Annotated in this window: 19 protein-coding genes; 10 read left to right on the top strand and 9 right to left on the bottom strand. The window is 56.9% G+C overall.

Annotated features, from left to right (window positions below):
* Positions 1-150 precede the first annotated feature (150 nt).
* Together ACRBB0_RS02630 and ACRBB0_RS02625 are read left to right on the top strand one after the other, a co-directional pair.
* Complete coding sequence (locus ACRBB0_RS02630; protein WP_431372842.1) at positions 151-387, top strand: hypothetical protein; 237 nt, start codon at positions 151-153, stop codon at positions 385-387.
* A gap of 186 nt (positions 388-573) precedes the next feature.
* A complete protein-coding gene (locus ACRBB0_RS02625) occupies positions 574-720 on the top strand; it encodes a hypothetical protein (RefSeq protein ID WP_299921759.1) in 147 nt (48 codons plus the stop codon).
* Between the two features lie 88 nt (positions 721-808).
* Here ACRBB0_RS02625 and ACRBB0_RS02620 read toward each other — a convergent pair whose 3' ends face one another.
* Complete coding sequence (locus ACRBB0_RS02620; protein WP_431372841.1) at positions 809-1,369, bottom strand: TlpA disulfide reductase family protein; 561 nt, start codon at positions 1,367-1,369, stop codon at positions 809-811.
* A gap of 21 nt (positions 1,370-1,390) precedes the next feature.
* Between ACRBB0_RS02620 and argH the strand changes: the two genes are divergently transcribed.
* The 3 genes from argH (at position 1,391) to ACRBB0_RS02605 (ending at position 6,912) form a co-directional block, all read left to right on the top strand.
* Positions 1,391-2,782: an argininosuccinate lyase gene (gene argH, locus ACRBB0_RS02615; protein WP_431372840.1), complete on the top strand. Its 1,392-nt coding sequence runs from the start codon at positions 1,391-1,393 to the stop codon at positions 2,780-2,782.
* Positions 2,783-3,046: 264 nt separating this feature from the next.
* Positions 3,047-4,312, top strand: coding sequence for a diaminopimelate decarboxylase (lysA, locus tag ACRBB0_RS02610; RefSeq protein WP_431372839.1), 1,266 nt, complete (start codon positions 3,047-3,049; stop codon positions 4,310-4,312).
* A gap of 47 nt (positions 4,313-4,359) precedes the next feature.
* Entirely contained in the window at positions 4,360-6,912 is a 2,553-nt protein-coding gene (locus ACRBB0_RS02605; protein ID WP_431372838.1) for a TIGR02302 family protein, read from the top strand.
* Here the strand turns inward: ACRBB0_RS02605 and arfB are convergent.
* The 6 genes from arfB to ACRBB0_RS02575 form a co-directional block, all read right to left on the bottom strand.
* The gene (arfB, locus tag ACRBB0_RS02600; protein WP_431372837.1) at positions 6,909-7,331 is read right to left on the bottom strand and encodes an alternative ribosome rescue aminoacyl-tRNA hydrolase ArfB; all 423 of its coding nucleotides are present in this window, start codon (positions 7,329-7,331) and stop codon (positions 6,909-6,911) included. The two genes, ACRBB0_RS02605 and arfB, sit on opposite strands and share 4 nt — an antisense overlap.
* A gap of 306 nt (positions 7,332-7,637) precedes the next feature.
* Positions 7,638-8,279 carry a queuosine precursor transporter gene (locus ACRBB0_RS02595; protein WP_431372836.1) on the bottom strand — a complete coding sequence of 214 codons (642 nt, stop codon included), beginning with the start codon at positions 8,277-8,279 and terminating at the stop codon, positions 7,638-7,640.
* 91 nt (positions 8,280-8,370) lie between these two features.
* Positions 8,371-9,258, bottom strand: a complete 888-nt coding sequence (locus ACRBB0_RS02590; protein ID WP_431372835.1) for an esterase-like activity of phytase family protein — start codon at positions 9,256-9,258, stop codon at positions 8,371-8,373.
* Between the two features lie 18 nt (positions 9,259-9,276).
* Positions 9,277-10,215 carry a penicillin-insensitive murein endopeptidase gene (mepA, locus tag ACRBB0_RS02585; RefSeq protein ID WP_431372834.1) on the bottom strand — a complete coding sequence of 313 codons (939 nt, stop codon included), beginning with the start codon at positions 10,213-10,215 and terminating at the stop codon, positions 9,277-9,279.
* Between the two features lie 5 nt (positions 10,216-10,220).
* The gene (locus ACRBB0_RS02580) at positions 10,221-11,549 is read right to left on the bottom strand and encodes an MFS transporter (protein WP_431372833.1); all 1,329 of its coding nucleotides are present in this window, start codon (positions 11,547-11,549) and stop codon (positions 10,221-10,223) included.
* Between the two features lie 125 nt (positions 11,550-11,674).
* On the bottom strand, positions 11,675-12,217 hold the full coding sequence (locus ACRBB0_RS02575) for an acyl-CoA thioesterase (RefSeq protein ID WP_431372832.1): 543 nt from the start codon (positions 12,215-12,217) through the stop codon (positions 11,675-11,677).
* Between the two features lie 130 nt (positions 12,218-12,347).
* On the opposite strand from ACRBB0_RS02575, the gene ACRBB0_RS02570 reads away from it, so the two are divergent.
* Positions 12,348-12,641, top strand: a complete 294-nt coding sequence (locus ACRBB0_RS02570) for a YggT family protein (protein ID WP_431372831.1) — start codon at positions 12,348-12,350, stop codon at positions 12,639-12,641.
* 155 nt (positions 12,642-12,796) lie between these two features.
* The gene (gene recQ, locus ACRBB0_RS02565; protein WP_431372830.1) at positions 12,797-14,860 is read left to right on the top strand and encodes a DNA helicase RecQ; all 2,064 of its coding nucleotides are present in this window, start codon (positions 12,797-12,799) and stop codon (positions 14,858-14,860) included.
* 4 nt (positions 14,861-14,864) lie between these two features.
* Here recQ and ACRBB0_RS02560 read toward each other — a convergent pair whose 3' ends face one another.
* Positions 14,865-15,116, bottom strand: a complete 252-nt coding sequence (locus tag ACRBB0_RS02560; protein ID WP_431372829.1) for a hypothetical protein — start codon at positions 15,114-15,116, stop codon at positions 14,865-14,867.
* 154 nt (positions 15,117-15,270) lie between these two features.
* Here ACRBB0_RS02560 and yaaA point away from each other — a divergent pair, with 154 nt between their 5' ends.
* Complete coding sequence (yaaA, locus tag ACRBB0_RS02555; RefSeq protein ID WP_431372828.1) at positions 15,271-16,044, top strand: peroxide stress protein YaaA; 774 nt, start codon at positions 15,271-15,273, stop codon at positions 16,042-16,044.
* Here yaaA and ACRBB0_RS02550 read toward each other — a convergent pair.
* The gene (locus tag ACRBB0_RS02550) at positions 16,041-18,572 is read right to left on the bottom strand and encodes a response regulator (protein WP_431372827.1); all 2,532 of its coding nucleotides are present in this window, start codon (positions 18,570-18,572) and stop codon (positions 16,041-16,043) included. The two genes, yaaA and ACRBB0_RS02550, sit on opposite strands and share 4 nt — an antisense overlap.
* 125 nt (positions 18,573-18,697) lie before the next feature.
* Here ACRBB0_RS02550 and ACRBB0_RS02545 point away from each other — a divergent pair, with 125 nt between their 5' ends.
* Together ACRBB0_RS02545 and pbpC are read left to right on the top strand one after the other, a co-directional pair.
* Positions 18,698-24,151: an alpha-2-macroglobulin family protein gene (locus tag ACRBB0_RS02545; protein ID WP_431372826.1), complete on the top strand. Its 5,454-nt coding sequence runs from the start codon at positions 18,698-18,700 to the stop codon at positions 24,149-24,151.
* Positions 24,151-26,166, top strand: coding sequence for a penicillin-binding protein 1C (pbpC, locus tag ACRBB0_RS02540; protein ID WP_431372825.1), 2,016 nt, complete (start codon positions 24,151-24,153; stop codon positions 26,164-26,166). Before ACRBB0_RS02545 ends, pbpC begins: the two co-directional genes overlap by 1 nt.
* Positions 26,167-26,226: the final 60 nt, after the last annotated feature.

Here is a 26,226-nt window from a genome sequence, read left to right as displayed (position 1 = left end):
CCGTTGGCAAACAAGTTCAATCGAAGCGTCTGATTGTTTTGGGTCGAGTGTTCAATAGGGCGAATGTGGCAAAAAACCGTTGCGCTGCGCCGCAGTTTCGCCCAATTCTATTAACCATTGGGTGGGGGCCCATGATCGAAAGTTGCACGAATGCGCATTGTTTTCACTGTCCTATCCCTGTCCTTTGCCTCTTCCATGGCAGTTGCAGACATTCCAGGGCGGGCAGGAAACTCGGCTGAGATCGTAGCCCCGGTGGCTGTCGTGGATCGTTTGACGCCAGACACATGGCGGTCGCAGGACAGCTTGGACTTGGCCAAAGGCCGCATCAAAAAAGGCAAGATCAAGCGACGTACGCGTACTCGGCGTGTGATGATCGCCTCTAGGTAATCTCTCTCTCTCTCTCTCTCTCTCTCTCTCTCTCTCAGAGAAACGGGGTGGCCATCGGGTCACCCCGTCGTGTTTTCGGCCCTGCAAAATGGCCTGCATTGCTCGGCGACCTTCCCGGTGAAAAGGTAGCTGTATCAATCCCGAGGTGTTCCTTCTATGTCTGTGCGGAATTGAAAAGGACGGACAATGCCCAAATCGAAGAAACCCAAGGTAAAACGCGCCGGTGCGAACCCAGCGCAAAAGCCGGCTTGGTATCAAGCGTTCAACAGTTCAGGCGGCAAACACGCCGATCGGCCTGTTCAAGCCGGCAAGAAAGCCAAGAATAAATCGTGATATGTCAAAGCCGTCCCGTCACCCATTTTAAACGGGTGTTCCGGGACGGGTTTGAAGATAGAGTTTCTAGGTCGTATGCCCAGCGGGTCTATTCTGCGGGCCCCATCAGCGCCGCCAACACGGCTTTGGCGCTGTTAGACGACCAATCGGCATCGCCTGTCATGCGGCCAACTTCGTTGCCATCTGGGTCAAGAATGACCGTCGCAGGCAGGCCTAAAACCCCCATGCCGCGCGACAATTTCGATTTCGGATCGCGGTGCAGCGGCAGGTTGGTGACGCCGATATCCTCAAAGAAGGCCTTCATCGCCGGGGGTGGATTGCGCGAGGTCGCGATGGTGATGACCTCAAATGTATCGCTGCCCATTTCGGTCTGAAGCTCGGAGAGCATGGGCATTTCCTTGCGACAGGGTGCGCACCATGTGGCCCAGAAATTCACCACAAGCCATTTTCCCTGCCAATCGGATAGGTTCAATGGTTCCCCTTCAAAGGTCATAAAGTCGGCCATCTCGCGGGTTTTTGGCTCGGAATGAAGGATCAATTTCTTCATATCGCCGGTCCGCGCGGCGGTCGCAGCCGCCACATCAGCGAAGCCAGGATTTGCAAGCGCCATCGTCGCAGTATACAGCAACGCAAGACCCAGATTTTTCATATTTCCTCCGAAGGACAGCTCATGTCGGATACTTCCTCAAACCAGATGTGGGGCGGCCGCTTTGCCGCCGGGCCGGATGCGATCATGGAGGCGATCAACGCCTCGATCGGATACGATCAGCGGATGGCGGCACAGGATATCGCCGGTTCAAGGGCCCACGCCGCCATGTTGGCCGCGCAAGGCATTATTAGTGATAGCGATGCAAAGGCCATTCGGGAAGGCTTGCTCACGGTCTTGTCAGAGATCGAGAACGGAACGTTTGAATTTTCAACCGCGCTTGAAGACATTCATATGAACGTCGAAGCGCGTTTGAAGGTGCTGATTGGCGAACCGGCGGGGCGTTTGCACACTGGACGTTCGCGAAATGATCAGGTTGCGACAGATTTCCGCCTTTGGGTGCGGGATCAACTGGATGCGGCGGAAAAGGGTCTGCTCGCCCTGATTTCCGCGCTGGTGGATCAGGCTGAGGCGGGGGCGGACTGGGTGATGCCGGGCTTTACCCACCTGCAAACCGCGCAGCCGGTGACATGGGGGCATCACATGATGGCCTATGTTGAGATGTTCGCGCGCGATCTTTCCCGCGTGCGCGATGCCCGCAAACGTATGAACGAATCGCCTTTGGGGGCGGCGGCGCTTGCGGGCACTGGTTTCCCGATTGATCGACATATGACGGCGGAGGCGCTGGGCTTTGATCGTCCGATGGCCAATTCATTGGATGCGGTTTCGGCGCGGGATTTCGCGATTGAATTCCTATCGGTGGCGTCGATTTCGGCCATGCACCTGAGCCGCTTCGCTGAGGAATTGGTGATCTGGTCAAGCGCGCAGTTCCGCTTTGTCACCTTGTCGGACCGGTTCAGCACCGGGTCAAGCATCATGCCACAAAAGAAAAACCCCGATGCGGCGGAACTGATCCGCGCGAAGATTGGGCGGATCTTCGGGGCCAATGTTGCGCTGATGATGGTGATGAAGGGCCTTCCGCTGGCCTATTCCAAGGACATGCAGGAAGACAAAGAGCAGGTCTTTGACGCGGCGGACAACTGGATGCTGGCCTTGGCGGCGATGGAAGGCATGGTCAAGGATATGACCGGCAACCGCGCCTCACTTGAAGGGGCGGCATCGGCGGGATTCTCAACCGCGACGGATCTTGCCGATTGGCTGGTACGCGAAACTGGGCTACCCTTTCGGGATGCGCACCATGTGACGGGCGCGCTTGTCGCCTTGGCTGAATCCAAAGGCTGCGACCTGCCGGACCTTAGCCTCGAAGACATGCAGGCGGAAAATTCGGCGATCACCGACGGGATTTTTGACGTTCTGACGGTGCATAAATCGGTTGCTTCGCGGATGAGTTATGGTGGCACAGCCCCAGCGCGGGTGCGCGAACAAGTGACCCGCTGGAAGGAGGTGCTTAAATGAAGACAGTAATGATTGTGGCGCTGTTGGCCCTGTCGGCCTGCAGCCTCGCCGGATGTGGCGCAGATGGCGCGCCGATACGACCGGGCGAAGACACAACCCAGTAAGATTGCCAAAAAAGTGAGTAGCCCCGGTTCCTAGTGAGCCGGGGCTTTTGCGTTACGGTCGGAGCCTGCCGCGGGGATATTTTCGGAAAGAAGAAAACCAAGGGTTTTTTCACCTTTTGGGATGCGCTAAGCGGGAACGGCTGCAGGACAGGAGACGGGCGTGGATCATTTTCTTTATCGCGAAGGGGCGTTGTGGGCCGAGGATGTGCCGGTCAAGGAAATTGCCGCGCAAGTGGGCACGCCGTTTTACCTGTATTCGACAGCGACTCTGACCCGACATTTCCACCTGTTTGATGAGGCGCTTGATTGGGGGCCGCATCTTGTTTGCTATGCGATGAAAGCCGCCAGCAACCAAGCGATTTTGCGGACATTGGCCGCAGAAGGTGCCGGTATGGATGTGGTTTCGGGCGGGGAGTTGGCGCGGGCCTTGGCGGCGGGCGTTCCCGGTGAGCGGATTGTCTTTTCTGGTGTCGGTAAAACAGCAGATGAAATTCGGGCGGCTCTGGCGGCGCAGATCAGGCAGTTTAATGTCGAGAGCGAACCAGAGATGGCTGCGATTTCGCAGATGGCAACAGCGATGGGTGTCGAAGCCAAGATCGCCATTCGGGTCAACCCGGATGTGGATGCCAAAACCCACGCCAAAATTGCGACCGGCAAAAGTGAGAATAAATTCGGCATTCCGATTGCCCGAGCCCGCGACGTCTATGCGCAGGCGGCGGCGTTGCCGGGCATCAAAGTGGTTGGCATTGATGTGCATATCGGCAGCCAGCTGACGCAGTTGGAACCGTTTGAATTGGCCTATGCCAAGGTGGCCGATCTGACGGAGGCGCTTCGGGCCGATGGACATGAGATCACGCGGCTTGATCTGGGGGGGGGATTGGGGATTCCTTATGCGCGCAGCAACGAAGCGCCGCCTCTTCCGACCGATTATGGCAAGCTGATTCAGCGCACGGTTGGCCATTTGGGCTGTGAGATCGAGATTGAACCGGGGCGTTTGATCGCAGGCAATGCCGGAATTTTGGTCACCAAAGTGATTTATCTGAAAAACGGTGAAGGGCGCGATTTCTTGATTCTGGACGGGGCGATGAACGATTTGATCCGCCCGGCCATGTATGAAGCCTATCATGACATTATTCCGGTGGTGGAGCCTCAGGTTGGGCTTGAACCACAACCCTATGATATTGTTGGACCTGTTTGCGAAAGTGGTGACACATTTGCCAAGCAACGCCAGATGCCGCCGCTTGTTGCCGGCGACTTGGTCGCATTTCGCAGTGCCGGCGCATATGGGGCGGTGATGGCCAGTGAATACAATACACGGCCGCTTATCCCCGAAGTTTTGGTCAATGGCGATCAATTCGCGGTTATTCGCCCACGCCCGACCTTTGACGAAATGATAAATCGCGATACCATTCCTGAATGGTTGTGAGGCATTCTCCTCGCATGCCTGTCTGATATGACGCCTGCGAGGACGATATGGCCGCGAAGTTTGATACAGATTTAAAGCGCAGGATTCGCTGGCCTTTGGCGCTCACACACGCCGGGCTTGTGGCCGAACGGATCGTGAGCGCGTGGTGGCCGCTTTGGTCGGTGCTGTTTGTTGCGCTGGCGATTTTGATGCTCGGACTGCAGGATTTGGTTGCGGTTGAATGGGTTTGGGCGGGCGCTGTTGTGCTGATTGGCTTGACGCTGTGGGCCTGTGCGCGTGGGCTTCGCCGGTTTCATTGGCCGTCACAGGATGACGCGGTGTTGCGGCTGGATCGTTCGTTAAAAGGCAATCCGATCCAAGCGGCGATGGACAGCCCGGCGATTGGGCCCGGCGATGCAGCGTCGATGGCGGTTTGGACGGCGCACCAAAGCCGGATGCGCGACAGATTGAAAGACGCCAAAGCGGTTGACCCCGATTTGCGTGTGGCCAGGGCCGATCCCTATGCGTTGCGGTTTGTGGCGGTGCTGGCATTGTCTGTGGCGTTTTTGTTTGGGTCGTTTGTGCGGGTGCAATCGGTGACCAATATGGGCGTTGGCGGGCCGGAATTGGCGCAAGGGCCCAGCTGGGAAGGCTGGGTGTCCCCGCCCGGATATACACGTCTTCCGACGGTTTATCTCAATGATATTACAGCAGAAAACCTAGAGGTGCACGAAGGGGCTTCGGTGACGCTACGCATGTATGGCGAAGTGGGGGCCTTGTCGGTCGCTGAAACGGTGTCTGGGCGCATTTTGACCGTCGAAGAGGCCAAGGACACCGCACATGATTTTGAAGTGGCTCAAGCTGGCCGGTTGGCAATCGAAGGGCCAAATGGCCGCGCTTGGCAGGTTGCCATGGTTGCGGACACGCCGCCCCTGATCACCCGCGATGGCGAGATTGAAGTTGCCTATGATGGTGCCGCGCAGATTCCGTTTGCGGTTTTGGATGACTTTGGCGTCGAAGCCGGGCAGGCCCGCATTGTGCTGGCTTTGGACGAGGTGGACCGCCGGTATGGACGCGCATTGGCCCCAGAGCCGTTAGAGGACATCAATGTGCCCCTTCCGATGCCCGTGTCCGGCAGTCGCGCAGATTTCAAAGAAGCGCTGGGCGGGAACTTTTCGCAGCATCCATGGGCCAATTTACCGGTGCGGCTTGAGCTAAGTGTCACCGATGGCCGGGGGCAAACCGCGCGGACACAGCCCGAGCTGATCACTTTGCCCGGACGGCGCTTTTTCGATCCGATGGCCGCGGCTGTGATCGAACAACGTCAGGCACTTTTGTGGAATCGGCAAAATGTAGACGTGATCACGCAATTGCTTCGGGCGATTTCCAACCGACCGGATGACGTGTTTCGCAAAGATGAGGCACATAGATCGCTTCGCGCGGTTCTGGCCAAGCTGGAAGCGCTGGATGTGATGAGTGACGACGCGCAAAACGAATTGGCGCAGGCATTGTGGGAGTTGGCTGTCGAACTGGAAGAAGGCGATCTGAAAGATGCGCTTGAGCGGTTGCAGCGGGCGCAAGAGCGGCTGGAAGAGGCGATGAAGAATGGCGCGTCGGATCAAGAAATCGCCGAACTGATGCAAGAATTGCGCGAAGCGACGCAGGATTACATGCGCGAGCTGGCCCGTCAAAACCGTCAAAATGAAGAGCCGGGCGAACAAGGTGATCCTGAGAACACGATTGAGATGTCGCAGGATGATCTGCAGCGCATGATGGATCGCATTCAGGAGCTGATGGAACAGGGTCGCATGGCCGAGGCGATGGAAGCGCTGCAACAGCTTCAGGAAATGATGGAGAATATGCAGGTCACCGAAGGCCAAGGCGGACAATCGCCGGGCGAACGGGCGATGGATGAACTGTCGGATACGCTTCGTGATCAACAGGAGTTGTCGGACGAGGCGTTCCGCGACCTGCAGGACCAGTTCAATCAGGGGCAACGTCAAGACGGTCAGCAACAAGGCCAAGAGCAAGGCGACCAAGGTGAAGGTCAGCCGGGCGATCAGCAACCCGGTCAGGGCCAAGCGCGCGAGCGTGGCGAAGGTCAAGGCCAAGGCCAGCAAGGCTTGGAACAGGAATTGGCGGATCGCCAACAGGCGTTGCGCGACGAACTCAACAGACAGCGGCGCAATCTTCCCGGCCAAGGAACCGAGGCCGGAGAGCGGTCGGCGCAATCATTGGAAAATGCAGACCGTGCGATGGACGGGGCCGAAGATGCACTGCGCGAGGGTGATTTGGCTGAAGCCATTGATCAGCAATCCGAAGCGATGGAAGCGCTGCGCGATGGTATGCGGGCGCTGGGTGAAGCAATTGCCGAACAGCGTGCGCAACAGCAAGGCCAGCAAGGGTTTGCAGAGGGCGGTGATCCGGGTGAACAGCGCGATCCTCTTGGCAGGAGCCAGGGCAATTCGGGCCGCGCAGACACCGATGAAGGCCTGCTGCAAGGTGAAGATGTGTATCGCCGTGCCGAGGAATTGTTGGACGAAATTCGCCGTCGTTCAAGCGAGGCAGAGCGCCCTGAAATTGAACGGGATTATTTGGACCGGCTGCTAGAGCGGTTCTAATCGGTTGGATCAACCTTGCCGCGCAGAGATTTCACGTCGCCGCGGGCCTTTTTGCTGGCAAGGCGGCGCTTCTTGGACCCGAGCGTCGGGCGCGTCGGAATGCGGCGTTTCGGCTTGTGCAATGCTTTTTGGATGAGTTCAATCAGCCGCTGGCGGGCAATTTCGCGATTGCGGGCCTGAGATCGGGTTTCTTCGACCTGTAAAATCAACGCACCTTCGTTGGTCCACCGGCGTCCAGCCAATTTGCGCAACCGTGTTTTGACAGGAGCGGGTAGATTTGGGGAACGCTCGGCCTCAAACCGCAATTCAACCGCAGTGGAGACTTTGTTCACGTTTTGCCCACCCGGACCGCTTGAGCGAACAAATTGTTCGGTCAGCTCCCAGTCTTCGATGGTGATATTGTCGTTGATTTGCAGCATCGAAACGCTCCGAGATAGGCTGCTGAATGCTAAAAGGGCCGCCCGTGGGACGACCCTTCGAGAATACGGAGGCGGGGGCCGGTTAGGCTGCTCGCCAGTTTGATAGGCTGTTGCCCGGAATTACCCTAGAGCTCGACCCCTCGCACTGTTCCTGCACCCTTCTCCAATGGTTCTCTAATCACTGGATCACCTCCTTTCAGCTGTATAAAACGCGATGAGACAAGCGTATCGAAACTTGGTTTCAATTGTGTTGCCTCAAGATGATGTTGCCACGGGATTAGAAAACCACAAAGTGTTTTCTTTGCATCAAGCAGTAGTTCTTTTTGCAAGCGCCCATGAAACGATCATTTTGAACGGGATCAAGGCGATCAGGGCAAGGCTGAGTTTGACCATCCAGTCCGCCACAGCCAGAGACATCCAAAGCGGGGCGACAGGACCGGCACCAAGCAAAGGCAAGGCTTCATTAGCCCAGCTGACATCGTTGCCCGGCTCAAGCGCGATGAGTTGCGACGAAAACGCGATGGAAAAGAAAATCACGGTGTCGAGCGTTGAGCCAACCAGAGTGGAGGCCAGCGGCGCGCGCCACCATTTGCCGTCGCGCAGACGATCAAAGATGGCAACGTCAAGCAACTGAGCGGTCAGAAAGGCAAGGCCAGAGCCGATTGCAATGCGCAGCGTGACGGCCGGATAGGTGAAACCATCACCCTGAAGCATGATTTGCGTGCCGGCCAGCGAACACAGAACGCCAACGACAAAACCGACGAAAACCACTTTTCGGGCCGCTTGGGCGCCGTAAATGCGGTTCATCAGGTCAGTGACCAAAAAGGCCAGCGGATAGGTGAAGGCGCCCCATGTCAGCCAGTTGCCGAACAAGAATTGGACGAGGATGTTGGAAGCCAGAACGATGGCCGCCATGGCAAGAATGCCAGGGATATGCGTGCGTGTCATGTATGGACCCGTTTTTGCAAGGTTGCGGGGACTTGGCCCGAGTCATTCGGACAGGCGGCGTTTACAGACAGCGGCGCAATGGCGCAAGAGATTAGTTTTTAAGCACCCGATATTCGACAAATTCAGTGCGCTGCAGTGTGCGAAAGTTATCGTCCGAGATCATTGTCAGCCGAATGTCACCAGAGCTGTCGCGCCAAACCGAGAGACCTTCGAGATTGTCATGCCGCCAGACGCCGGTTTCAAACAGGGTCTCTTCGCGTTTGACCTTGGCCCCGTCGATATCAAAGCGACGCACGCGAGAACGAAATCCGATGCCGGTGAATTCGCGTTCAAGCAGGTAGAGCATACCGTCCGGTCCAAAATCGGCCCCGACCGGCAGGAAGCCACCTGAACGGCGCAGCGAAAACGGCTGGCTCCAGCCTTTGCCGTTGAAGCGCCAAACGGGAAACGGGCGGGTCAGTTTGCCGGAACGTTCCGGTATCGCAAAGAGATGCCCCTTGGCGTTGATCGCCAACGCTTCGATGCCCGAATTGCCCTGCAGAGAGCGAAAAGCTTGGTGTTGGGGCAGGCGGGTGGCTTCTTTCTGTGTGCCACCATAGGCCCAAACACGGTGCTCGCCTTCGAAGGAGATGAAAACACGCCCGTCGGGTCGAATGGCCAACCCTTCGGAATCCGTTTTCCAGCCCTTGAGCGCCCGGCCTTTGTGATCTGTCAGCCGTGTCGCCGCACTGGTGGACAGGCCAGCGATCTTGCGATCACGTCGCTTAAACGTTCCGGTCAGGAGATCGCCTCGGTCGCTAATCACGGTGAAGGTCTTGCCGTCATCCGCCAGTTCAAGCCCTGAAAACCCACCCAAATGATGGGCAGAGGCGGGCCAGGTATAGCTTCCAACAAATTGCACAGCATGGGGCGCAGCAGCAGGGGCGGCAAGTGCCCAAGCCGCAAGCAATGCCGCCGCCAGGGCGGGAATTTTTCGCAAAGACCGGACGTTCATATCTTACTTGGACGACAGCACGGCAGAACAGGCGTTGGGCAAATCACCCAATGTCAATTCGCGGCGCGGTTTTGGTTTCGGGGCATTGGGGTCGCGCGGTTTTGGCGGCGGCGGGTTGAGAATGCGGTCAACCCAACCCTGCGCCTCGGCACAGCCATCCCCCTTGGGGATCGGGTTTTGGTTTACACAGCCTTTGGTGCCCTTGGGGCAATTCAGACGCACGTGGAAGTGGTAATGATGCCCCCACCATGGGCGAATTTTGCGCAACCAGGCCCGGTCGCCTTTTGCGTCTTTGCACATCTGCACCTTGGCACCGGGAAAGATAAAAATCCGGGCGACGCGCGGATCACTGGCCGCAGCTTTGAGGATTTCGTGATGGGCGCGGGTCCAATTGTTGTTGGTAAAGGCACCAGAAGACCGCCGCATCGAAATCGAAGAGATGTTTTCACGCTCTTTTACGGTCAGGTTTAGATCGTTTGCCGGACGCAGCCAGATATCTGCATCGAGGCCGATTTGGTGGCTGCGATGCCCTGTGAGCATCGGCCCCCCGCGAGGTTGGCTGAAGTCACCCAAATACAGCCCTTCCCAACCCGGTTGCCGTGCGGCTTTGCGGCTTAGGTCGCGGACATAATCGAGCAAGACAGGATGACCCCAATTGCGATTGCGCGACAGGCGCATGGCCTGCCAGGTCGGGCCGGTTTCCGCCAGTTGTTCACCGCCAGCCAGACACCCTTTGGCGTAGCTGCCAAAAGGGGCCGCGGATTGAGCGCTGGCCGAGACCTTGGCTCCAAAAAGCTGTTTCGCCTGTTTGGTCGAAAGGATCGGATCAATATTGCGCACAGTCGGCGTTGCGCTTGCTTTGTTTTTGCGCGGTCTGTCCCGGTCGCTGCCGCAGGCAGACAGGCCTGCGATTAACGTCAGCAAAATCAAAATTCTCAACATACCAATCAATCTCCGTCCGGCTGTACCCAGCGTAGCAGAACCAACCCGATGACGAAAAGCCCGATAAGCGGAGTGATGCCGAGCGACTGGGAACCCGTCAGCGTTGTGACGATGCCGATCGAGAGCGGGGCGAGGAATGAGGTGGCTTTGCCCGAAAGCGCATAGAGGCCAAAGGCTTCGGTCATTCGCTCGGGATCGGCCTGACGGACCATCATCGTGCGTGACGCCGATTGAATGACCCCGCCAGCAGCGCCAATGGTTGCGCCGAAAATATAAAAGGCGATGTTAGGAAGGTTGGACCCGGCGGGCAAAGCGATGCCAAACAGGCTGTCGGGGCGGATCATGATGATTCCAATGCCGACACCCATCAAGATCCAAACACAGGTGGTGATGACAGGTTTGGGGCCGAAATGGTCATCCAAATGCCCACCAATCATAGCGAAGACCGCGCCAGAAATGATGGCGAGAATGCCAAAGACACCCACATCAACCACGGACCACCCCAAGACACCTGCCGCATAGATGCCGCCAAAAGTGTACATGCCGTTCAGCGCATCGCGGTAAAACATCGACGATCCAAGATAGGCAAAACGCGAGGGGTGATTGGGCAGCGACGTGATGGTTTTCCACAGTTGGTGCAAGGCTTTGCGAACGGCACCTTTGGGGGCCGGGTGTTGGCGCGGGTCACGCACCCAGAGGAAAAATGGCACCATAAAGATCACATACCAAAGGGCAGTGAGCGGACCGACAGCGCGGGTGCCTTCGCGGGCCTCGGCGTTTAGGCCAAAGAGGGGATCAATGCCAATTAGGGTTGTTCCGGTCGTTTTGTTCTCGGCCAACAGGGTCAGCATGATGACCAGTGTGATCAGCCCGCCCAGATACCCAAAGGCCCAGCCATTGCCCGAAATACGGCCGATTTCTTCACGCGGGCCAAGGTCAGGCAGCATTGAGTTGGTAAAGATCGTCGCAAACTCCATCCCAATCAGGCCGATCGCAAAGAAAAACAGCGTGGAATAGAGGTTAAAATCAACAGGGTCCGTGAACCAGAGCATGGACGATCCGAGCACGTAAAGCGCTGAAAACCCCCAGATAAATCGCAGCCGGTTCCCGCCAGTATCGGCAATCGCCCCAAGGATCGGCGCGAGAATGGCGATTACAATGCCCGCCGCAGCGATGCCAAATCCCCAAGCCGCCTGCGCCGAGGTGCCATCGCCCATGACGTCTTTGACATAGGGGCCGAAAATGAAGGTTAACAGCAGCGTGTTATACGGTTGCGAGGCCCAATCGAAAAAGAACCACCCCCAGATGCGCTTGCGAAGTGATGTGTCTGCCATTGTCCCGCCCGTGTCCCGCCCATTTGCGCGCATAGAATCCTGTTCGACGCGGGCTGGCAAGGATTTCCTAACGCCAGCCGGTCTTTAAATGTCGGACTTCAAGTGCGGGTCGAGACCCAAGGACTTCATGGGTCGGTTTTAATCGGTGGCCAGGGGCGTAAGTCTTCAGCCTCCTTCCACTTTTGCACCCATTCGGGCAAATCAGGCGAAGATGTGCCGGGTTTGAGCAGGTCCATCATCTTTTGAGGATCAACAATGCCGGTTTTGTCGGTCAGGGCCATGCGCAAGACAACATGGCTCGCACAGTCGCCATCGGTTTTCCAACTGCTTTGATCCATATAGATAAACCGTTTGTCCCAGCCGAGCAGCCGGGTGCGGATGTCGAACTTTTCAAACATACGGACGCGGCGGCGATATCGGATGACCGACCCGGCAACTGTCATGCCCCAGTTGTTGGCCTTCATCGGGCCATACATTCCAACGCGCCCACCCGCGGGCAGGCGGCCAAGATCATAGAGCGTCAAGGTGCGACCGTTGTTCAGTTCCATCCAGAGATCAATGTCCCATGGCCAGCACATGTGATGCGAGATGTGGGTGTCCAACAGGTCGATTTTGGGGGCGTTGCGGTTAACCAACATGCCTTTGATCATTCGAATAAATGGATACATGGTGTGCTCCTGAACTATTTGGTTCAGGTGCAGCGTCTTTCACCGCGCGTCAACCACAACCTAGCGGCAAACTTGCGCTTTTGTACTGGCGTGCTTAGGTGTTGGGCGTGTTATTCAAAGAGGCCCCATAATGCAGTCGTTGTTTCAGATTCTGACGCTTTTGTTGGACATCGCTTGGTTCTTTATCATCGCTCATGTGATCATGAGCTGGTTGATCAATTTTCAGGTTCTAAACCTTCGCCAACCGCTGGTCGCACAGATCTGGGATGGGCTGAACCGGATCCTTGAGCCGGTGTATTCGCGCATTCGTCAGGTTCTGCCACCGATGGGCGGGCTCGACCTTGCGCCCTTGGTGGCGTTGATTGGTTTGATGATCATTCGGATCGTGTTGGCCAACAATGCCGGATTTTTCTATTCTTTCTAAGGCTTGAAGGGTTTTCCAGGCTGGGCGATATGCCGCCCGGCCACCTCGGGGCGTTTTTCACCGTAAGAAACCTGTGCGTTTGGGCTTGATTCACCGAATCTTAGTATGAGAATGTCGGGATAAGAGCAGATATAGTATAAGAACGCAGGTTCAGCATGCCACGCGACGACACCGTGCCAAGTGCGGCACTGTTGAAAGATGTCTTTGGATTTGACGCCTTTCGCCCCGGTCAGGGTGAAATAGTGGAAGCCGTGCTGCGGGGTGAAAACGTGTTGGCGATTATGCCAACTGGTGGCGGTAAATCGCTTTGTTTTCAATTGCCTGCTTTGATGCGCCAAGGTGTGACAGTGGTGATTTCGCCGCTGATTGCCCTGATGCGCGATCAGGTCCGCGGGTTGCGAGAGGCGGGGGTTGCGGCCGGAGCGCTGACATCGGGCAATACCCAAGAAGAGACTGACGCCGTTTGGGATATGTTGCATCGCGGCGAGCTGAAATTGCTGTACCTGGCACCGGAGCGGCTTGCCAATTCTGGTACTCAGCGGATGCTGTTGCAGGCGGGGGTGTCGCTCATTGCGGTGGATGAAGCCCATTGTGTGAGCCAATGGGGCCATGATTTTCGACCGGATTACCTCCGTATAGGAGAGCTTCGACGCGCGCTGGATGTGCCTTTGGCGGCGTTCACGGCCACCGCCGATGCGGAAACCCAAGAGGAAATCGTTACACGCCTGTTTGACGGCCAGCCGCCAAATTCGTTTCTACGCGGCTTTGATCGGCCGAATATCCACCTTGCATTCCAACCCAAAGACAATCCACGCAAACAGATTTTGAATTTCGCCGCAGCGCGCAAAGGCCAATCGGGGATTGTCTATTGCGGAACGCGGGCGCGCACCGAAACTTTGGCGCGGGCATTAGGTGAGCAGGGCCACAGCACGTGTTTTTATCACGGCGGAATGGAAGCCGAGGATCGGCGGGCGGTTGAAACACGGTTCGCGCGCGAAGACGGGCTGATTGTTGTGGCGACGGTTGCGTTTGGCATGGGGGTCGACAAGCCTGACATCCGATGGGTCGCACATTCTGACCTACCCAAGAGTATTGAGGCCTATTATCAGGAAATTGGCCGCGCAGGCCGTGACGGCGCCCCGGCGGAAACGCTCACCTTGTATGGGCCTGATGATATTCGCCTGCGCCGCTCGCAAATTGATGAAGGCTTGGCCCCACCCGAACGGCGCGATGCGGATCATGGGCGTCTAAACGCGTTGCTCGGATTGGCAGAGGCTCAGGGCTGCCGCCGGCAGGTTTTGCTTGGGTATTTCGGCGAAGAGGCCGAGGCTTGTGGCAATTGCGATCTGTGTGACACGCCGCCGGAATTGTTTGATGGAACCGAAGCGGTTCGCAAGGCTTTGTCGGCCGCATTGCGGACAGGTGAGAGTTTTGGCGCTGGGCATTTAATCGATATTTTGCTTGGAAATTCAACGGAGAAAGTCCTGTCGCGGGGGCATGAAACCCTGCCGACTTTTGCGGTAGGCAAGGATTTGACCAAAGGGCAGTGGCAAGCGGTTTTCCGTCAGATGATGGGGCATGATCTTATGCGCCCGGATGCCGAACGCCATGGGGCGTTGGTCATGACCGAAGGAGCCCGGCCCATTTTGCGCGGCGAACAGAGCATTCAGCTTCGCAAGGATGTGGTGCGCAGGGCAGCAGAGCGGCGGCCGGCGGTCAAAATGCTGGTGAGCGACGAAGACGCGCCATTGTTGTCTGCGCTCAAAGCGAAACGGCGGGCCTTGGCAGAAGCGGCGCGCGCGCCAGCTTATGTGATTTTTCCAGATAAAACGCTTATCGAAATGGCCGAAAACCGCCCTTCGACCTTGGACCAAATGGCGCGGATCAGCGGAGTGGGTGCCAAAAAGCTTGAGCGATACGGCACGGCCTTTTTGGAAGTCATGACCGGTGCGGTCGAAGCGCTTCACCCGACGCGCCGCAAGCTTGCAGGGAGCGATGCCGGTTCGGTTTATGATGCCTTGATGGCCGCGCAGGTTGAGCTTGCGCGTGGTGAAGATGGGACTGGGAAATACCTTTCCTGCACCCATGCAACCTTGGCCAAAATTGCCAAGACCAGACCTACAAACCTGACCGCGATGGAAGCGGTGCCCGGCATGGGGGAGCAAAAGGCAGATCGCTTTGGCTCTGCCTTTCTCGATGTTCTAAATACAATCGAATAAACGATTATTTTGCCACCCGAGCATGGGGAACGCAGGTAAGTTTGTCCCCGACATAGGTGAGGTATTTGTGCGGATCTTTACAGGTCAAGTGTGAATAATGGCCGTTTTGATACGCTGTATAGGGCTCATAGCAGTTGTCTTTGTCACAGCCGCGATTCCATGGATAAGGGTAGGATGTGTCCTGCCAGGCGGATGCAGAAGATGTTGCTGCGACAATCGCAAAAGGGGCCAATGCGGCCAGTCGTAATATCGACATTGGGCTTCTCCAAATAAACACTTCAAAAGTGCAGGTACTGTAACGCAATCTCGTGAGTCGCGAAATGCTGGCAAAAATGACCGCTGGTTGGCTGCGAAACTGGACCTTTGCCTTGGGTTGGACTAAATCAAGAACAAAGCAAAGGAGTGCGCAGATGTTGGTGGTGATTTCCCCGGCCAAACGGCTGGATTGGAGCGAGCGGCAGGTGGAGATGACAGAGCCGCAAATGACCGCCGACGCGAACCGTTTGGCCAAAACGATGCGCAATTTGACATTGGGCGACCTAAAAGGGTTGATGGACCTGAGTGACGATCTGGCCCGACTGAACCGGGATCGGTTTCGGGCCTATTCTGAAACGCCAGCCCCAGAAGATGTGCGCCCCGCTGCGCTGGCTTTTGCTGGTGATACCTATACGGGATTAGAAGCCGGCACGCTGGACGCCGCGGAAATGGCCTGGGCGCAGGATCATTTACGTATTTTATCCGGTCTTTATGGGGTGTTGCGCCCTTTGGACGCGATGCAAGCCTACAGGCTTGAGATGGGGTCACGGTTGAAAACCAGACGGGGCGGGAGCCTGTACGAATACTGGCGCGACCACATCGCCAAAGCGCTAAATGCACAGGCTGAGGACATCCAAACTGACGTGCTGATCAATTGCGCCAGTCAGGAATATTTTGGTGCAGTTCCGGCTAAATCATTGAAACCAAGAGTGATCACACCGCAGTTTATGGAAGACAAAAACGGGTCACCAAAGATTGTCAGCTTTTTCGCCAAGCGCGCGCGCGGCGCAATGGCGCGATTTATCGTGCAAAACAGGTTGGTAGACCCTGACGCCATCACACGGTTTGACCTTGGCGGATATGTCTATCAGCCTGAGATGTCTGAACCGGACAAACCGGTTTTTGTGCGCCCGGCAGATGCGGGTTAATCCCCACGTTCGGCTTTAATAATTTTGGTGTAATAGGCGATTTTCTCTGCCAAATGCGCTTTGCGGAGCGGCTTGGTCAGGTAATCGTCTAACCCCGCTTCAAGAATGCTTTCTTTGTCGCCAGTCATTGCGTGGGCGGTAACCGCAACAATGGGAACTTGATCACCGGCCCCCTCGATCCTGCGAATTTCGCGGGTGGCTTGCTTGCCATCCATTTGAGGCATGGAAATGTCCATGAATATCAGGTCGGGGCGCTGTTTCTGGTATTCCTCAACGGCTTCTAAGCCATTGTTAGCAAAGCGTAATTCTACGTTGAAGCTGGCCGCCATTTTTTTGAAGACCAATTGGTTGGTCTTATTGTCCTCGGCCACAATGACATCGAGGATCAGCTCAGGATTTTCAGTTTGGGCGGGTTTTTCTGTTGGTGTGTCAGACTTTGGAGCGACCTCTGCTCGGAGCGCCGGGCCGACTTTTTCCAACGTGCTAAACAAAATCCGGCGCGGCACAGGCTTTTGCAGCACTGCAATAATGCCTTTGTCATTGTCGATTTTGACTTGCCCGGGATTGTCGGACAGCACAACGACAGGAATGCGATGGCCCGCGCCTCTCAGATGAGACACAAGCTCCACGGCCTCCATATCAGGAAGCTCCTGCTCGAGGATCATCATGTCGGGAGGTGTGGCCATAAGGTCGATCACTTCTGAGCCGGTCTTGCAGTATTCTGTCTTGAGACCCAAAACTTCGAGTTGCTTGGACATGATCGTTCGGTTTGCGCTGTGATCATCGACAATCAAAACGCTCTTTAGATGATCGGGCAATTTGGCGGTGTCGAAAACCACAGGCTCTTCGGCGGGAAGAACGACGCGCAATCCAAAGCAGCTCCCCTTGCCCAATTCGGATTCGGCCCAGACTTCACCGCCCATCAATTCCACCAAGCGCCGGGTAATGGCGAGGCCAAGACCGGTGCCTTCAAACTTGCGGTTTCGCTCATCTTCGACCTGATTGAATTCGCCAAAGACATGATCCACCTTGTCAGGTGGAATGCCAATTCCGGTGTCTTCGATCGTCAGGTGAATGGCGGTTTCACCTTCGTCATCTGCGACGCCAACCACCCGCACGAGAACATGGCCTTCGACGGTGAATTTCACCGCATTTCCAAGCAGATTGGTCATGATTTGACGGAAACGCCCAACGTCGCCGATAAATCGGGTCGACAGGAACATGTCGTAATCGACCAAGAGAGCGATGTCCTTGTCGCGGGCTGTTGGCTGTAACAGCATGACAACTTCGTGAATTGCGCGTTCTAAATCAAATGGTTCTGGGTGTAGGACCAGTTTCTCGGCTTCGATTTTGGAGTAATCGAGAATGTCATTGATGATAACAAGAAGCGCCTCACCGGAGCTTCGGATCGTATCAACATAAAGGCTTTGCTCTTCGCAAAGATCGGTTTCCATCATCAGATCAGCCATGCCAACAACACCGTTCATCGGAGTGCGGATTTCGTGGCTCATATTGGCGAGGAAGGCGGATTTTGCACGGTTCGCTGCCTCGGCCCGGTTCATCGCCTCCTTGAGGCGTTGCTGATCTTCTTTGATTTGCGTGACGTCGATGCGCAAACCAACACGCCCGCCATCGCTTGTCTGGCTTTCATAGACTCTGATCCAGCGACCGTCTTCCAAGCGCTGTTCGATCTGAGAACGGGCCGCGCGGTGATGCTTGAGGCGCTCTTCGATCCACTCCTCTTCCCGGCCAAGCGCTTCGGTATATTGCCCGCGCTCAAGCCCGTATCTCAGGATTTCCTCAAACGGGGTGCCAGGCTCCATCGCGGGGGCCGATGCGCTGTAGATTTCTTTGTAAGGCTCGTTGCACATAAGCAGCCGGTCCTCGGGGTCATACATGACAAAGCCATCCGGCAGTTCGTTGACCGCGGACCACATGCGCGCCAGATCGGTGATATCAACCGCAAGGCTAACAACACCGCCATCGGGCAGTCGTTTATCTTGGATTTTAATGAAACGGCCATTCCAAAGGCGAATTGTTTGCGGGGGAATCGTCGGTTCTTCCCAGCGCGCCAGCATATGATCCCGCCACGACACGGCAGATTCGCCTTGCAGGTCAACCAGTCCTTCTTCGGATAAGACTTCCAACACTTGGACATAACTGGACCCCGGACCAATATCATCGATCCCGTCAAAAATAGACAGATAGGCATGATTGGCCAATTCGATACACCCGTCTGGATCGAACAGCGCAAATCCATCTTGAATGGACTTCAAAGCCTTCCACAGTTGATCGGTTACAACTTCAATGCGCTGTGTGGCTTCGCCCAATTCGTGCACGACACGCTGGTGCCGTTGCCGAACCTGAGCCACCTCAGTTCGGGTTTCTTTGATCTCATTGCTCAACTGTCTGGCGTGTTGACCCAAACGGCGATTGGCCTCAAACAGTTCTTTCTGTTTGAGGTCTAACAGGCGTTCCGCTGCCAGCCGCGCGCGTCGTTCATCGGCCAGACGTGAGGCCAAACTCATTCCATATCCTCCTGCGTGCATCGCACTTTTGCGCGCTGGGGGTGAACATCAGTTTAAAATGCCAGCCTTGTTCGAATCCGGGACGCATGGCAGCATAAAGGCATTGACCGAAAAGGAGCATTTTCATGCGACGTTTTGTGATGGCCTTCGTGCTGGGGCTGGCTGGATTGGCAATTGCCCCCACAGTTTCTGCCCAAGACACCGAAAGTTCTGCGATACCAGACAGACGGCTTATTGTGACGCGCGATGTGGATTTCGTCGGAACCGATTTGCAGTCTCTGTTCGATACCTCGCTGGAAGCTTGCCAAAAGCTTTGCCTTGATAACCCTGAGTGTCGGGCGTTTACCTTTAATTCTCGGTCAAATTCCTGCTTCCCCAAATCGGTGGTGTCGGATCGCGCGCCTTATGACGGCGCGATCTCGGCCTTTGTCCGAGACACGGCCCCCGAGGCTCAGACCAGAGCCGCAGATCGTCGATTGGATCTCGATTTCTTGAATGACATAGATCTGGAGAGAGCCCGAACCGAAGCGGCGGCGTTGGGGGCGCGTCACGCGGGCGGCCAATGGAGCCCGCGGGCCTTGATTGATGCGGCAGATAAAAATGCCAAGTCTGGCAATCTGCGCGATGCGACCCACTGGGCCGCAGCGGTCACCGCCCAAACCGACGAAGCTCAGGACTGGCTTCGATACGGGCGTTTGTCTGCGCGTTTTGCCAAGCAAATCAAAGGGTCAGAACAGCGTAAATATCGCCAACGCGCCTATTTCGCTTCGATCAATGCCTATCTGCGTGCGGCCGAGGTGCCTGAGTTGATGGATTCGCTGTATGATATGGCGACGGCCTTGGAACAGATGGGCCGTGGGCGCGACATGATTCCAGCGCTTCGTTTGGCTGAGTTTTATGGATCGCGCGATGATGTAACAGAGTTGCTGGATACGGCCATTGGCAAATACGGTTTTCGCATTCAGGAACATTTGGTTGAGGCCGATAGCTCCGATCCGCGCATTTGCGTTGAATTCTCGGAAAAGCTGGTGCGAGCCGGGGTTGATTACGCGCCCTATGTCCGCCTGCCCGACCCGCGCATGGCTGTGACTGTCGATGATCGTCGAATTTGCGTTTCGGGCTTGGAACATGGTGGCCGATATACGGTGACGTTCCGGTCGGGCCTGCCCGCCGATAGCGGTGAAACGCTGATCCGCAACACTGACATCACCGCCTACGTGCGTGACCGCGACCCAAAGGTGGGATTTCCCGGTCGTGCCTATGTCTTGCCGCGCTCAGCTGATGCAGGTTTGCCGATTGAAACGGTCAATTTGGCCGAAGTTGACCTTGTTTTGCGCCGGGTGTCTGATCGCAACCTGTTGCGTGCGATTCAAGACAGCTATTTTGGTAAGCCCCTGTCGAAATGGGAAGAACAGCATTTTAGCCGCGACATCGCAGAAGAGATATGGCGCGGCAAAGGTGAGGTTGAAAACCGCCTGAACACCGATATCACCACCCGGCTGCCGATGGGGGATGTTGTGGGTGACTTGCCCGCCGGGGTCTATGCGCTCACGGCTTCCGTTCCCAACAGCGAAGAGTTTTCAGACGGCCGTGCGACGCAATGGTTTTTGCTCTCGGACATTGGTTTGACCACCCTGCAGGGCAATGACGGCCTCACTGTGTTTGCCCGTGGGCTTGGCGATGCAAGTGCGTTGGAAGGGCTGGAAATTTCGCTGATGTCGTCTGCAAACCGGGTTTTGGCGACTGTGCTGACGGATGCCAAGGGCGTTGCGCAATTTGGGCCGGGTTTGTTGCGTGGCAAGGGTGGCACCAAGGCGGCTCTTGTTACGGCCAAACGTGGGGACGAGGATCTGGCGTTTTTGTCGCTGACCGATCCGGCTTTTGATCTGTCTGATCGTGGTGTCGAAGGACGCGACCCTGCCGGACCTGTCGATACGTTTTTGACGACAGATCGCGGGGCTTACCGTGCGGGTGAAGTCATTTATGTGACCACGCTTTTGCGGGATGCCAAAGCTTCTGCCCTTGAAGATCTCCCTTTGACCGCGGTTCTGACGCGCCCCGATGGGGTTGAGTATTCGCGCCACATTTCCGATGGCGGGCAGGAGGGAGGTCATGTTTACACCCTGCCTTTGGCCCCGTCGGTCCCACGCGGCACATGGCAGATCGCGGTTTATACAGACCCGGATGCCAAAGCTGTCGCCACCACCAGTGTTTTGGTTGAGGATTTTGTACCAGAGCGGATTGATTTTGATCTGGCGCTGCCCGATGGCCCAATTAATCCGTTAGACGCGCCCAAACTTGGGGTTGAGGCGCGGTATCTGTTTGGTGCGGTTGGTGCCGACCTGCCCATCGAAGGGGAACTGCAATTTTCGAGCCAAACCTCGCTCAAGTCCTTCCCGCGGTATCAGTTTGGCCGTCATGATGATGGCCGGATTGTCCGTACCAACAGTTTTGCCGCCAATCTGGTGACGGATGCGCAGGGCAAGGCGGTGCTTGATCTGCCTTTGCCGGATATTGATGCCAAAGGCCGCCCAATGATGGCGCGGGCAACACTGCGCTTGTCCGAAGCCTCGGGCCGCCCGGTTGAGCGTGACATCACCCGCCCTGTTTTACCGGCCACACCGATGATTGGCATCCGTCCTGGCTTTGACGACGAACTGCCCGAAGGGGTGTCAGCGGAGTTTGATGTCATTGCGCTTGGTCCCGATTTGGAACCGCAGGTGATGGATGTGTCATGGCAGGTCAATCGTGTGCGCACGCGATACCAATGGTATCAGCAATACGGCAATTGGCATTGGGAACCGATCACCACCCGTAAAACTGTGGCGCGTGGCACCGGCCTGCTTGGGGACGAGCCGCTTCGTATCAGCGCCGATGTGGAGTGGGGGCATTATGAGGTTGTGGTTGAGCGCACCGATGGTGCCTATGTCGCAGCGTCGATGGATTTCTATGCAGGGTGGTATGGCGCTGCCGATACCACTGACACGCCTGACATGCTTGAATTGTCGCTTGATAAACCGGCCTATAAGCCCGGCGATACGGCGCGTTTGCGCATGGCCCCACGCTATGCAGGTAAGGCCTTGGTCACTGTTTTGGCGGACCGGGTGATTTCGATGCAAGCCATTGATGTAAGCGAAGGTGAAACCACGCTTGAGTTGCCTGTAACCGAAGATTGGGGGGCAGGTGTCTATGTCACCGCTCAGGTGATCCGTCCAATGGATGTTGCGGCGGGTCAAAACCCCGCGCGCGCTTTGGGTTTGGCCCATGCCGCCGTCGATCCGGGGGCGCGCAAGCTCGACGTTGCGTTTGACGTACCTGCGGAGGTGGCCCCGCGCGGACCGCTTTCTGCGATGGTACAGATCAAAGGCCTCAAGGAAGGCGAGACCGCCCATGTCACGGTTGCAGCCGTCGATTTGGGTATCCTGAACCTCACCGGTTTCCAGTCGCCCGATCCAGCGGGCCATTACTTTGGCCAACGCCGGTTGGGTGTTGAAATTCGGGATATATATGGTCGCTTGATTGACGGCATGAATGGCGCGATGGGCGCTGTGCGGTCTGGCGGTGACTATGCCGCCGGGATGCGGATGCAAAGCCCACCCCCCACCGAAGAGTTGGTGGCGTATTTCAGCGGTTTGGTGAGCGTCGATGCCCAAGGGCGCGCCGAAGTCTCCTTCGATATGCCCGATTTTAACGGCACGGTGCGGCTGATGGCGGTGGCGTGGTCTGATGTTGGTGTTGGTCAGGCCGAAGCTGATGTGCTGGTGCGCGATCCGGTTGTCATGAGCGCGTCTGTTCCGCGCTTCCTGTCTCCCGGTGATACATCGCGGATGCATCTTGAGCTCACCCATGTCAAAGGGCCAACGGGTGAGATGCCCCTGCGCGTCACCGCTAATGGTGTTGGCCTAGACACATCTGTTTTGCCAGAAATGGTGAGTTTGGAAGAGGGCAGCAAGCTGGCCTTTGATGTGCCCTTGCGCGCGGATTTGGTCGGGGATCATGCGATTGAGGTGGCATTGACGATGCCCGACGGTGCGGTTTTGACCAAATCGCTCACCTTGGGTGTGCGTGCCAATGATCCGCCGATTGGGGCGACCCGCCGGTTGTCACTGGCCCCTGGTCAGACGTTCACGCTTGACCAAGAGGTGTTTGCTGGGCTGCAACTGGCAAGCTCGACGGCGCTGGTCTCCGCTGGACCTTTGGCGCGGTTTGATGCGCCGGGGCTGTTGGCGTCACTGGATCGCTATCCGTATGGCTGTACGGAACAAGTCACGTCGCAGGCGTTGCCTTTGCTATACATGAGCGCCATTGCCGAGCCATTGGGTCTTGGCAATACAGACCGGATTGCACTGCGGATCAACCAATCCATAACGCGGGTGCTCACACGGCAGGCACCAAACGGGGCCTTTGGCCTTTGGGGGGCCTATTCGGGTGATTTCTGGCTTGATGCTTATGTCACTGACTTCCTTGGGCGGGCGCGAAATGCGGGCTACGAGGTTCCGGCTTTGGCTTGGCGTAACGCGTTGGACAATTTGCGCAATCGTATCGCTTATGCGCCGGATTTCGATAAGGGTGGCGAAGACATTGCCTATGCGCTGATGGTTTTGGCCCGCGAAGGTGAGGCCGCGATGGGGGACTTGCGCTATTATGCGGACGAACGGGCCACCGCATTTGCAACTCCGCTGGCGAGGGCACAATTGGGTGCGGCTTTGGCGGCCTATGGGGATCAAAAACGCGCGGATCAGATGTTTTCAAGCGCGGCAAGTCTGGTTCCGAACCGGATTTGGAACAAAGACCGGATTTATCGCGCCGATTACGGCAGTTCAGTACGTGACGCGGCCGGGGTTTTGTCGCTGGCGGTTGAGGCGCGCAGTGATGCGGTAGATCGCGAGGCATTGACCGGGCGTATTGCGGACGTGAACCGCCCGTTGTCGACCCAAGAGCAATCTTGGACCTTGCTGGCCGCGCATGCAATGGTTCAGGATCCGACCGTGTCAGGCCTTAGCGTGAATGGGGCCCCTTTGTCGGGGCCATTTGTGCGCCGTGTGGATGGGGCGACATTGGATCCAACCGAGATCCGCAACACGTCGGACCGGCCCACGGATATCACGCTGACAACCTTGGGTATCCCTGACGGCGCGGTTGCAGCGACAGGCTATGGCTATGGAATCACGCGTGAATATTACACTATGGATGGCGAAAAGCTTGAGGGTGATATTCAGGCGGGGGATCGTTTGGTGGCGGTGCTGACGGTGCGGCCAGCGGATAAAACCAATGCCCGGTTGATGATCAATGACCCATTGCCAGCGGGGTTTGAGATCGACAATCCAAGCCTGTTGCGGGCCGGTGATCTGCGTGCCCTGAATTGGCTAAAACCTTCCTATGCCGAGCATTCCGAATTCCGGTCAGATCGGTTTTTGGCGGCGGTCAATCAGTCAGGTAACAAACCCATCCAATTGGCCTATATCCTGCGGGCGGTTTCCCCCGGTGACTTCCATCATCCGGCCGCCTTGGTCGAAGACATGTACCGCCCCGATTACCGGGCGAACACAGACTCTGGTCGCGTGGTGATCTTGCCCTAATGCGACGGATGTTTGCCCTTGTTGTGGTGTTATGGAGCATCGGTTTTGCGCGCGATCAGTTTGATGCCTATGTCGACGCAACTGAGTTGCCGGTTCTGGTGCATGCCACATCGCCCGAAATACGTGATCGCAACGGGGTGTTGCTGCGCGCCTATATGATTGACGATGGGTTGTGGCGGATGGCGTTGTCGTCCGATCAGGTGGACCCGCTGTTTTACAAAATGCTGATCGCCTATGAAGATAAGCGGTTCTATCAGCATCAGGGCGTTGATCTTGTGGCGACAGCACGCGCCTTTGGGCAGGCTGTTTGGAATGGCCGCGTGGTGTCGGGGGCGTCGACGCTGACGATGCAGGTCGCCAGGTTGCTTGAAGATGGATCAACCGGGCGCTGGGACGGTAAGCTGCGGCAAATGCGATTGGCCTTGGCGCTTGAACGGCATCTGAGCAAAGAAGACATCTTGTCCTTATATCTGCGCATTGCCCCATATGGCGGCAATGTTGAGGGGCTGAGGGCGGCGTCATTGGCGTGGCTCGGTAAGGAGCCGCGACGGTTGACCCCGGCCGAGGCCGCGTTGTTGGTTGCTTTGCCACAAGCCCCCGAAAGCCGCCGTCCCGACCGACACCACCGCGCCGCCAAGATAGCGCGGGATCGGGTGTTGATGCGTATGCAACGCGCTGGTGTCATTGATATGGAGGCCGCATTGGCGGGTCAGGATGATCCTGCCCCGATTGGCCGTGAACCTGTGCCACAGCTTGCCCCGCATTTGGCGGATCGGGCGCTGGCGCGGGGGGGCGGACGGCATGATTTGACTTTGAACGCGGATTTGCAGCGCAGTTTGGAAGCGCTTGTGGCAGGGCATATGGATGGGCGAGATGAGCGTCTGTCGATGGCGATTGTCTTGGCAGATCATCAAACCGGAGAGATATTGGCCTCGGTCGGGTCACCGCAATATGCGGATACGGCGGGGCAGGGGTTTGTTGATATGACCCGAGCCATTCGGTCGCCGGGATCAACGTTGAAACCCCTGGTCTATGGGTTGGCATTTGATCGTGGATTGGCGCATCCTGAAACATTGATCTTGGACACGCCGGTTCAATTTGGCAGCTACGCTCCGCAGAATTTTGACGGTGTGTTTCGCGGCGAATTGCCCGTGCGCAAGGCGTTGCAACTGTCACTGAACATTCCGGTGATCCGTCTGACCGATGCCTTGGGACCGGCGCATTTGATGGCGACCTTGGCACGGGCCGGAGTTCAGGCTGATGTACAGGGAGGAGCGCCGGGATTGGCGCTGAGCCTTGGGGGCGTTGGAGTGACATTGCACGATATGGTCCAGCTATATGCCGGGATGGCGCATGGTGGAGAGGCGGTCGCGCTGAAGTGGTACAAAGGGCAAGAAACGTATGAGCCACAGCGGATTATGTCCGCAGCCTCGGCATGGCAAATCAGCAATGTTTTGGCAGGGTTAACGCCGCCACCAACGGCTGGCCCTGCGGGCCGTGTGGCCTATAAAACCGGTACATCTTATGGGCATCGCGATGCCTGGGCGCTGGGCTGGGATGGCCAGTTTGTTGCAGGTGTTTGGATTGGTCGCCCCGATGGCACACCTGTTCCGGGGGCGTTTGGGGGCTCAGACGCTGCGCCTGTCTTGTTTCAAGCGTTGGAACGGGCGCGGATCAAACCTGTGCCCTTGCCGCCGCCGCCGCCGGAAACGTTGTTGGTGAGCCGGGCACAATTGCCCGCAAATTTGCAGAGGTTTGGCCCGCGGGAAAAGGCCCCTGAGTTGCAATTGACCTTCCCACCCGATGGCGCGCGATTGGCGATTGATGGCGCGGGGGTTCCGGTGAAACTGAGTGGTGGTGTGCCGCCGTTTTCACTTCTCGTCGACGGGGCATTGCGGGCGACCGACTTGCAAAGGGCAGAATTTATGGCACCGGTTTCAGGTGTGGGTTTTACAACGCTGTCGGTGATTGATGCGATGGGAAATGCGGGACGGGTGTCAATCGAATTGCGTTAAATGCGCAAGCTTCGGGTCGCGGAGGTTGGCGGAGCTGTTCTACTCCTTGGATCAAAGGAG

It is taken from the genome of Pelagimonas sp., assembly GCF_050633425.1.
Taxonomy (GTDB): Bacteria; Pseudomonadota; Alphaproteobacteria; order Rhodobacterales; family Rhodobacteraceae; genus Pelagimonas.
Note: the sequence above shows the minus strand (reverse complement) of the source record. Positions and strands in the feature narration are given on the sequence as shown.

Bases quoted from the DNA above. Each gene is read 5' to 3' on its own strand.
- yaaA (WP_431372828.1), top strand. From the start codon at position 15,271: ATGTTGGTGGTGATTTCCCCGGCCAAACGGCTGGATTGGAGCGAGCGG.
- ACRBB0_RS02625 (WP_299921759.1), top strand. From the start codon at position 574: ATGCCCAAATCGAAGAAACCCAAGGTAAAACGCGCCGGTGCGAACCCA.
- pbpC (WP_431372825.1), top strand. From the start codon at position 24,151: ATGCGACGGATGTTTGCCCTTGTTGTGGTGTTATGGAGCATCGGTTTT.
- ACRBB0_RS02550 (WP_431372827.1), bottom strand. From the start codon at position 18,572: ATGAGTTTGGCCTCACGTCTGGCCGATGAACGACGCGCGCGGCTGGCA.
- ACRBB0_RS02595 (WP_431372836.1), bottom strand. From the start codon at position 8,279: ATGACACGCACGCATATCCCTGGCATTCTTGCCATGGCGGCCATCGTT.
- ACRBB0_RS02570 (WP_431372831.1), top strand. From the start codon at position 12,348: ATGCAGTCGTTGTTTCAGATTCTGACGCTTTTGTTGGACATCGCTTGG.
- ACRBB0_RS02580 (WP_431372833.1), bottom strand. From the start codon at position 11,549: ATGGCAGACACATCACTTCGCAAGCGCATCTGGGGGTGGTTCTTTTTC.
- ACRBB0_RS02545 (WP_431372826.1), top strand. From the start codon at position 18,698: ATGCGACGTTTTGTGATGGCCTTCGTGCTGGGGCTGGCTGGATTGGCA.
- recQ (WP_431372830.1), top strand. From the start codon at position 12,797: ATGCCACGCGACGACACCGTGCCAAGTGCGGCACTGTTGAAAGATGTC.
- arfB (WP_431372837.1), bottom strand. From the start codon at position 7,331: ATGCTGCAAATCAACGACAATATCACCATCGAAGACTGGGAGCTGACC.
- ACRBB0_RS02605 (WP_431372838.1), top strand. From the start codon at position 4,360: ATGGCCGCGAAGTTTGATACAGATTTAAAGCGCAGGATTCGCTGGCCT.
- mepA (WP_431372834.1), bottom strand. From the start codon at position 10,215: ATGTTGAGAATTTTGATTTTGCTGACGTTAATCGCAGGCCTGTCTGCC.
- ACRBB0_RS02575 (WP_431372832.1), bottom strand. From the start codon at position 12,217: ATGTATCCATTTATTCGAATGATCAAAGGCATGTTGGTTAACCGCAAC.
- ACRBB0_RS02560 (WP_431372829.1), bottom strand. From the start codon at position 15,116: ATGTCGATATTACGACTGGCCGCATTGGCCCCTTTTGCGATTGTCGCA.
- argH (WP_431372840.1), top strand. From the start codon at position 1,391: ATGTCGGATACTTCCTCAAACCAGATGTGGGGCGGCCGCTTTGCCGCC.
- ACRBB0_RS02630 (WP_431372842.1), top strand. From the start codon at position 151: ATGCGCATTGTTTTCACTGTCCTATCCCTGTCCTTTGCCTCTTCCATG.
- ACRBB0_RS02620 (WP_431372841.1), bottom strand. From the start codon at position 1,369: ATGAAAAATCTGGGTCTTGCGTTGCTGTATACTGCGACGATGGCGCTT.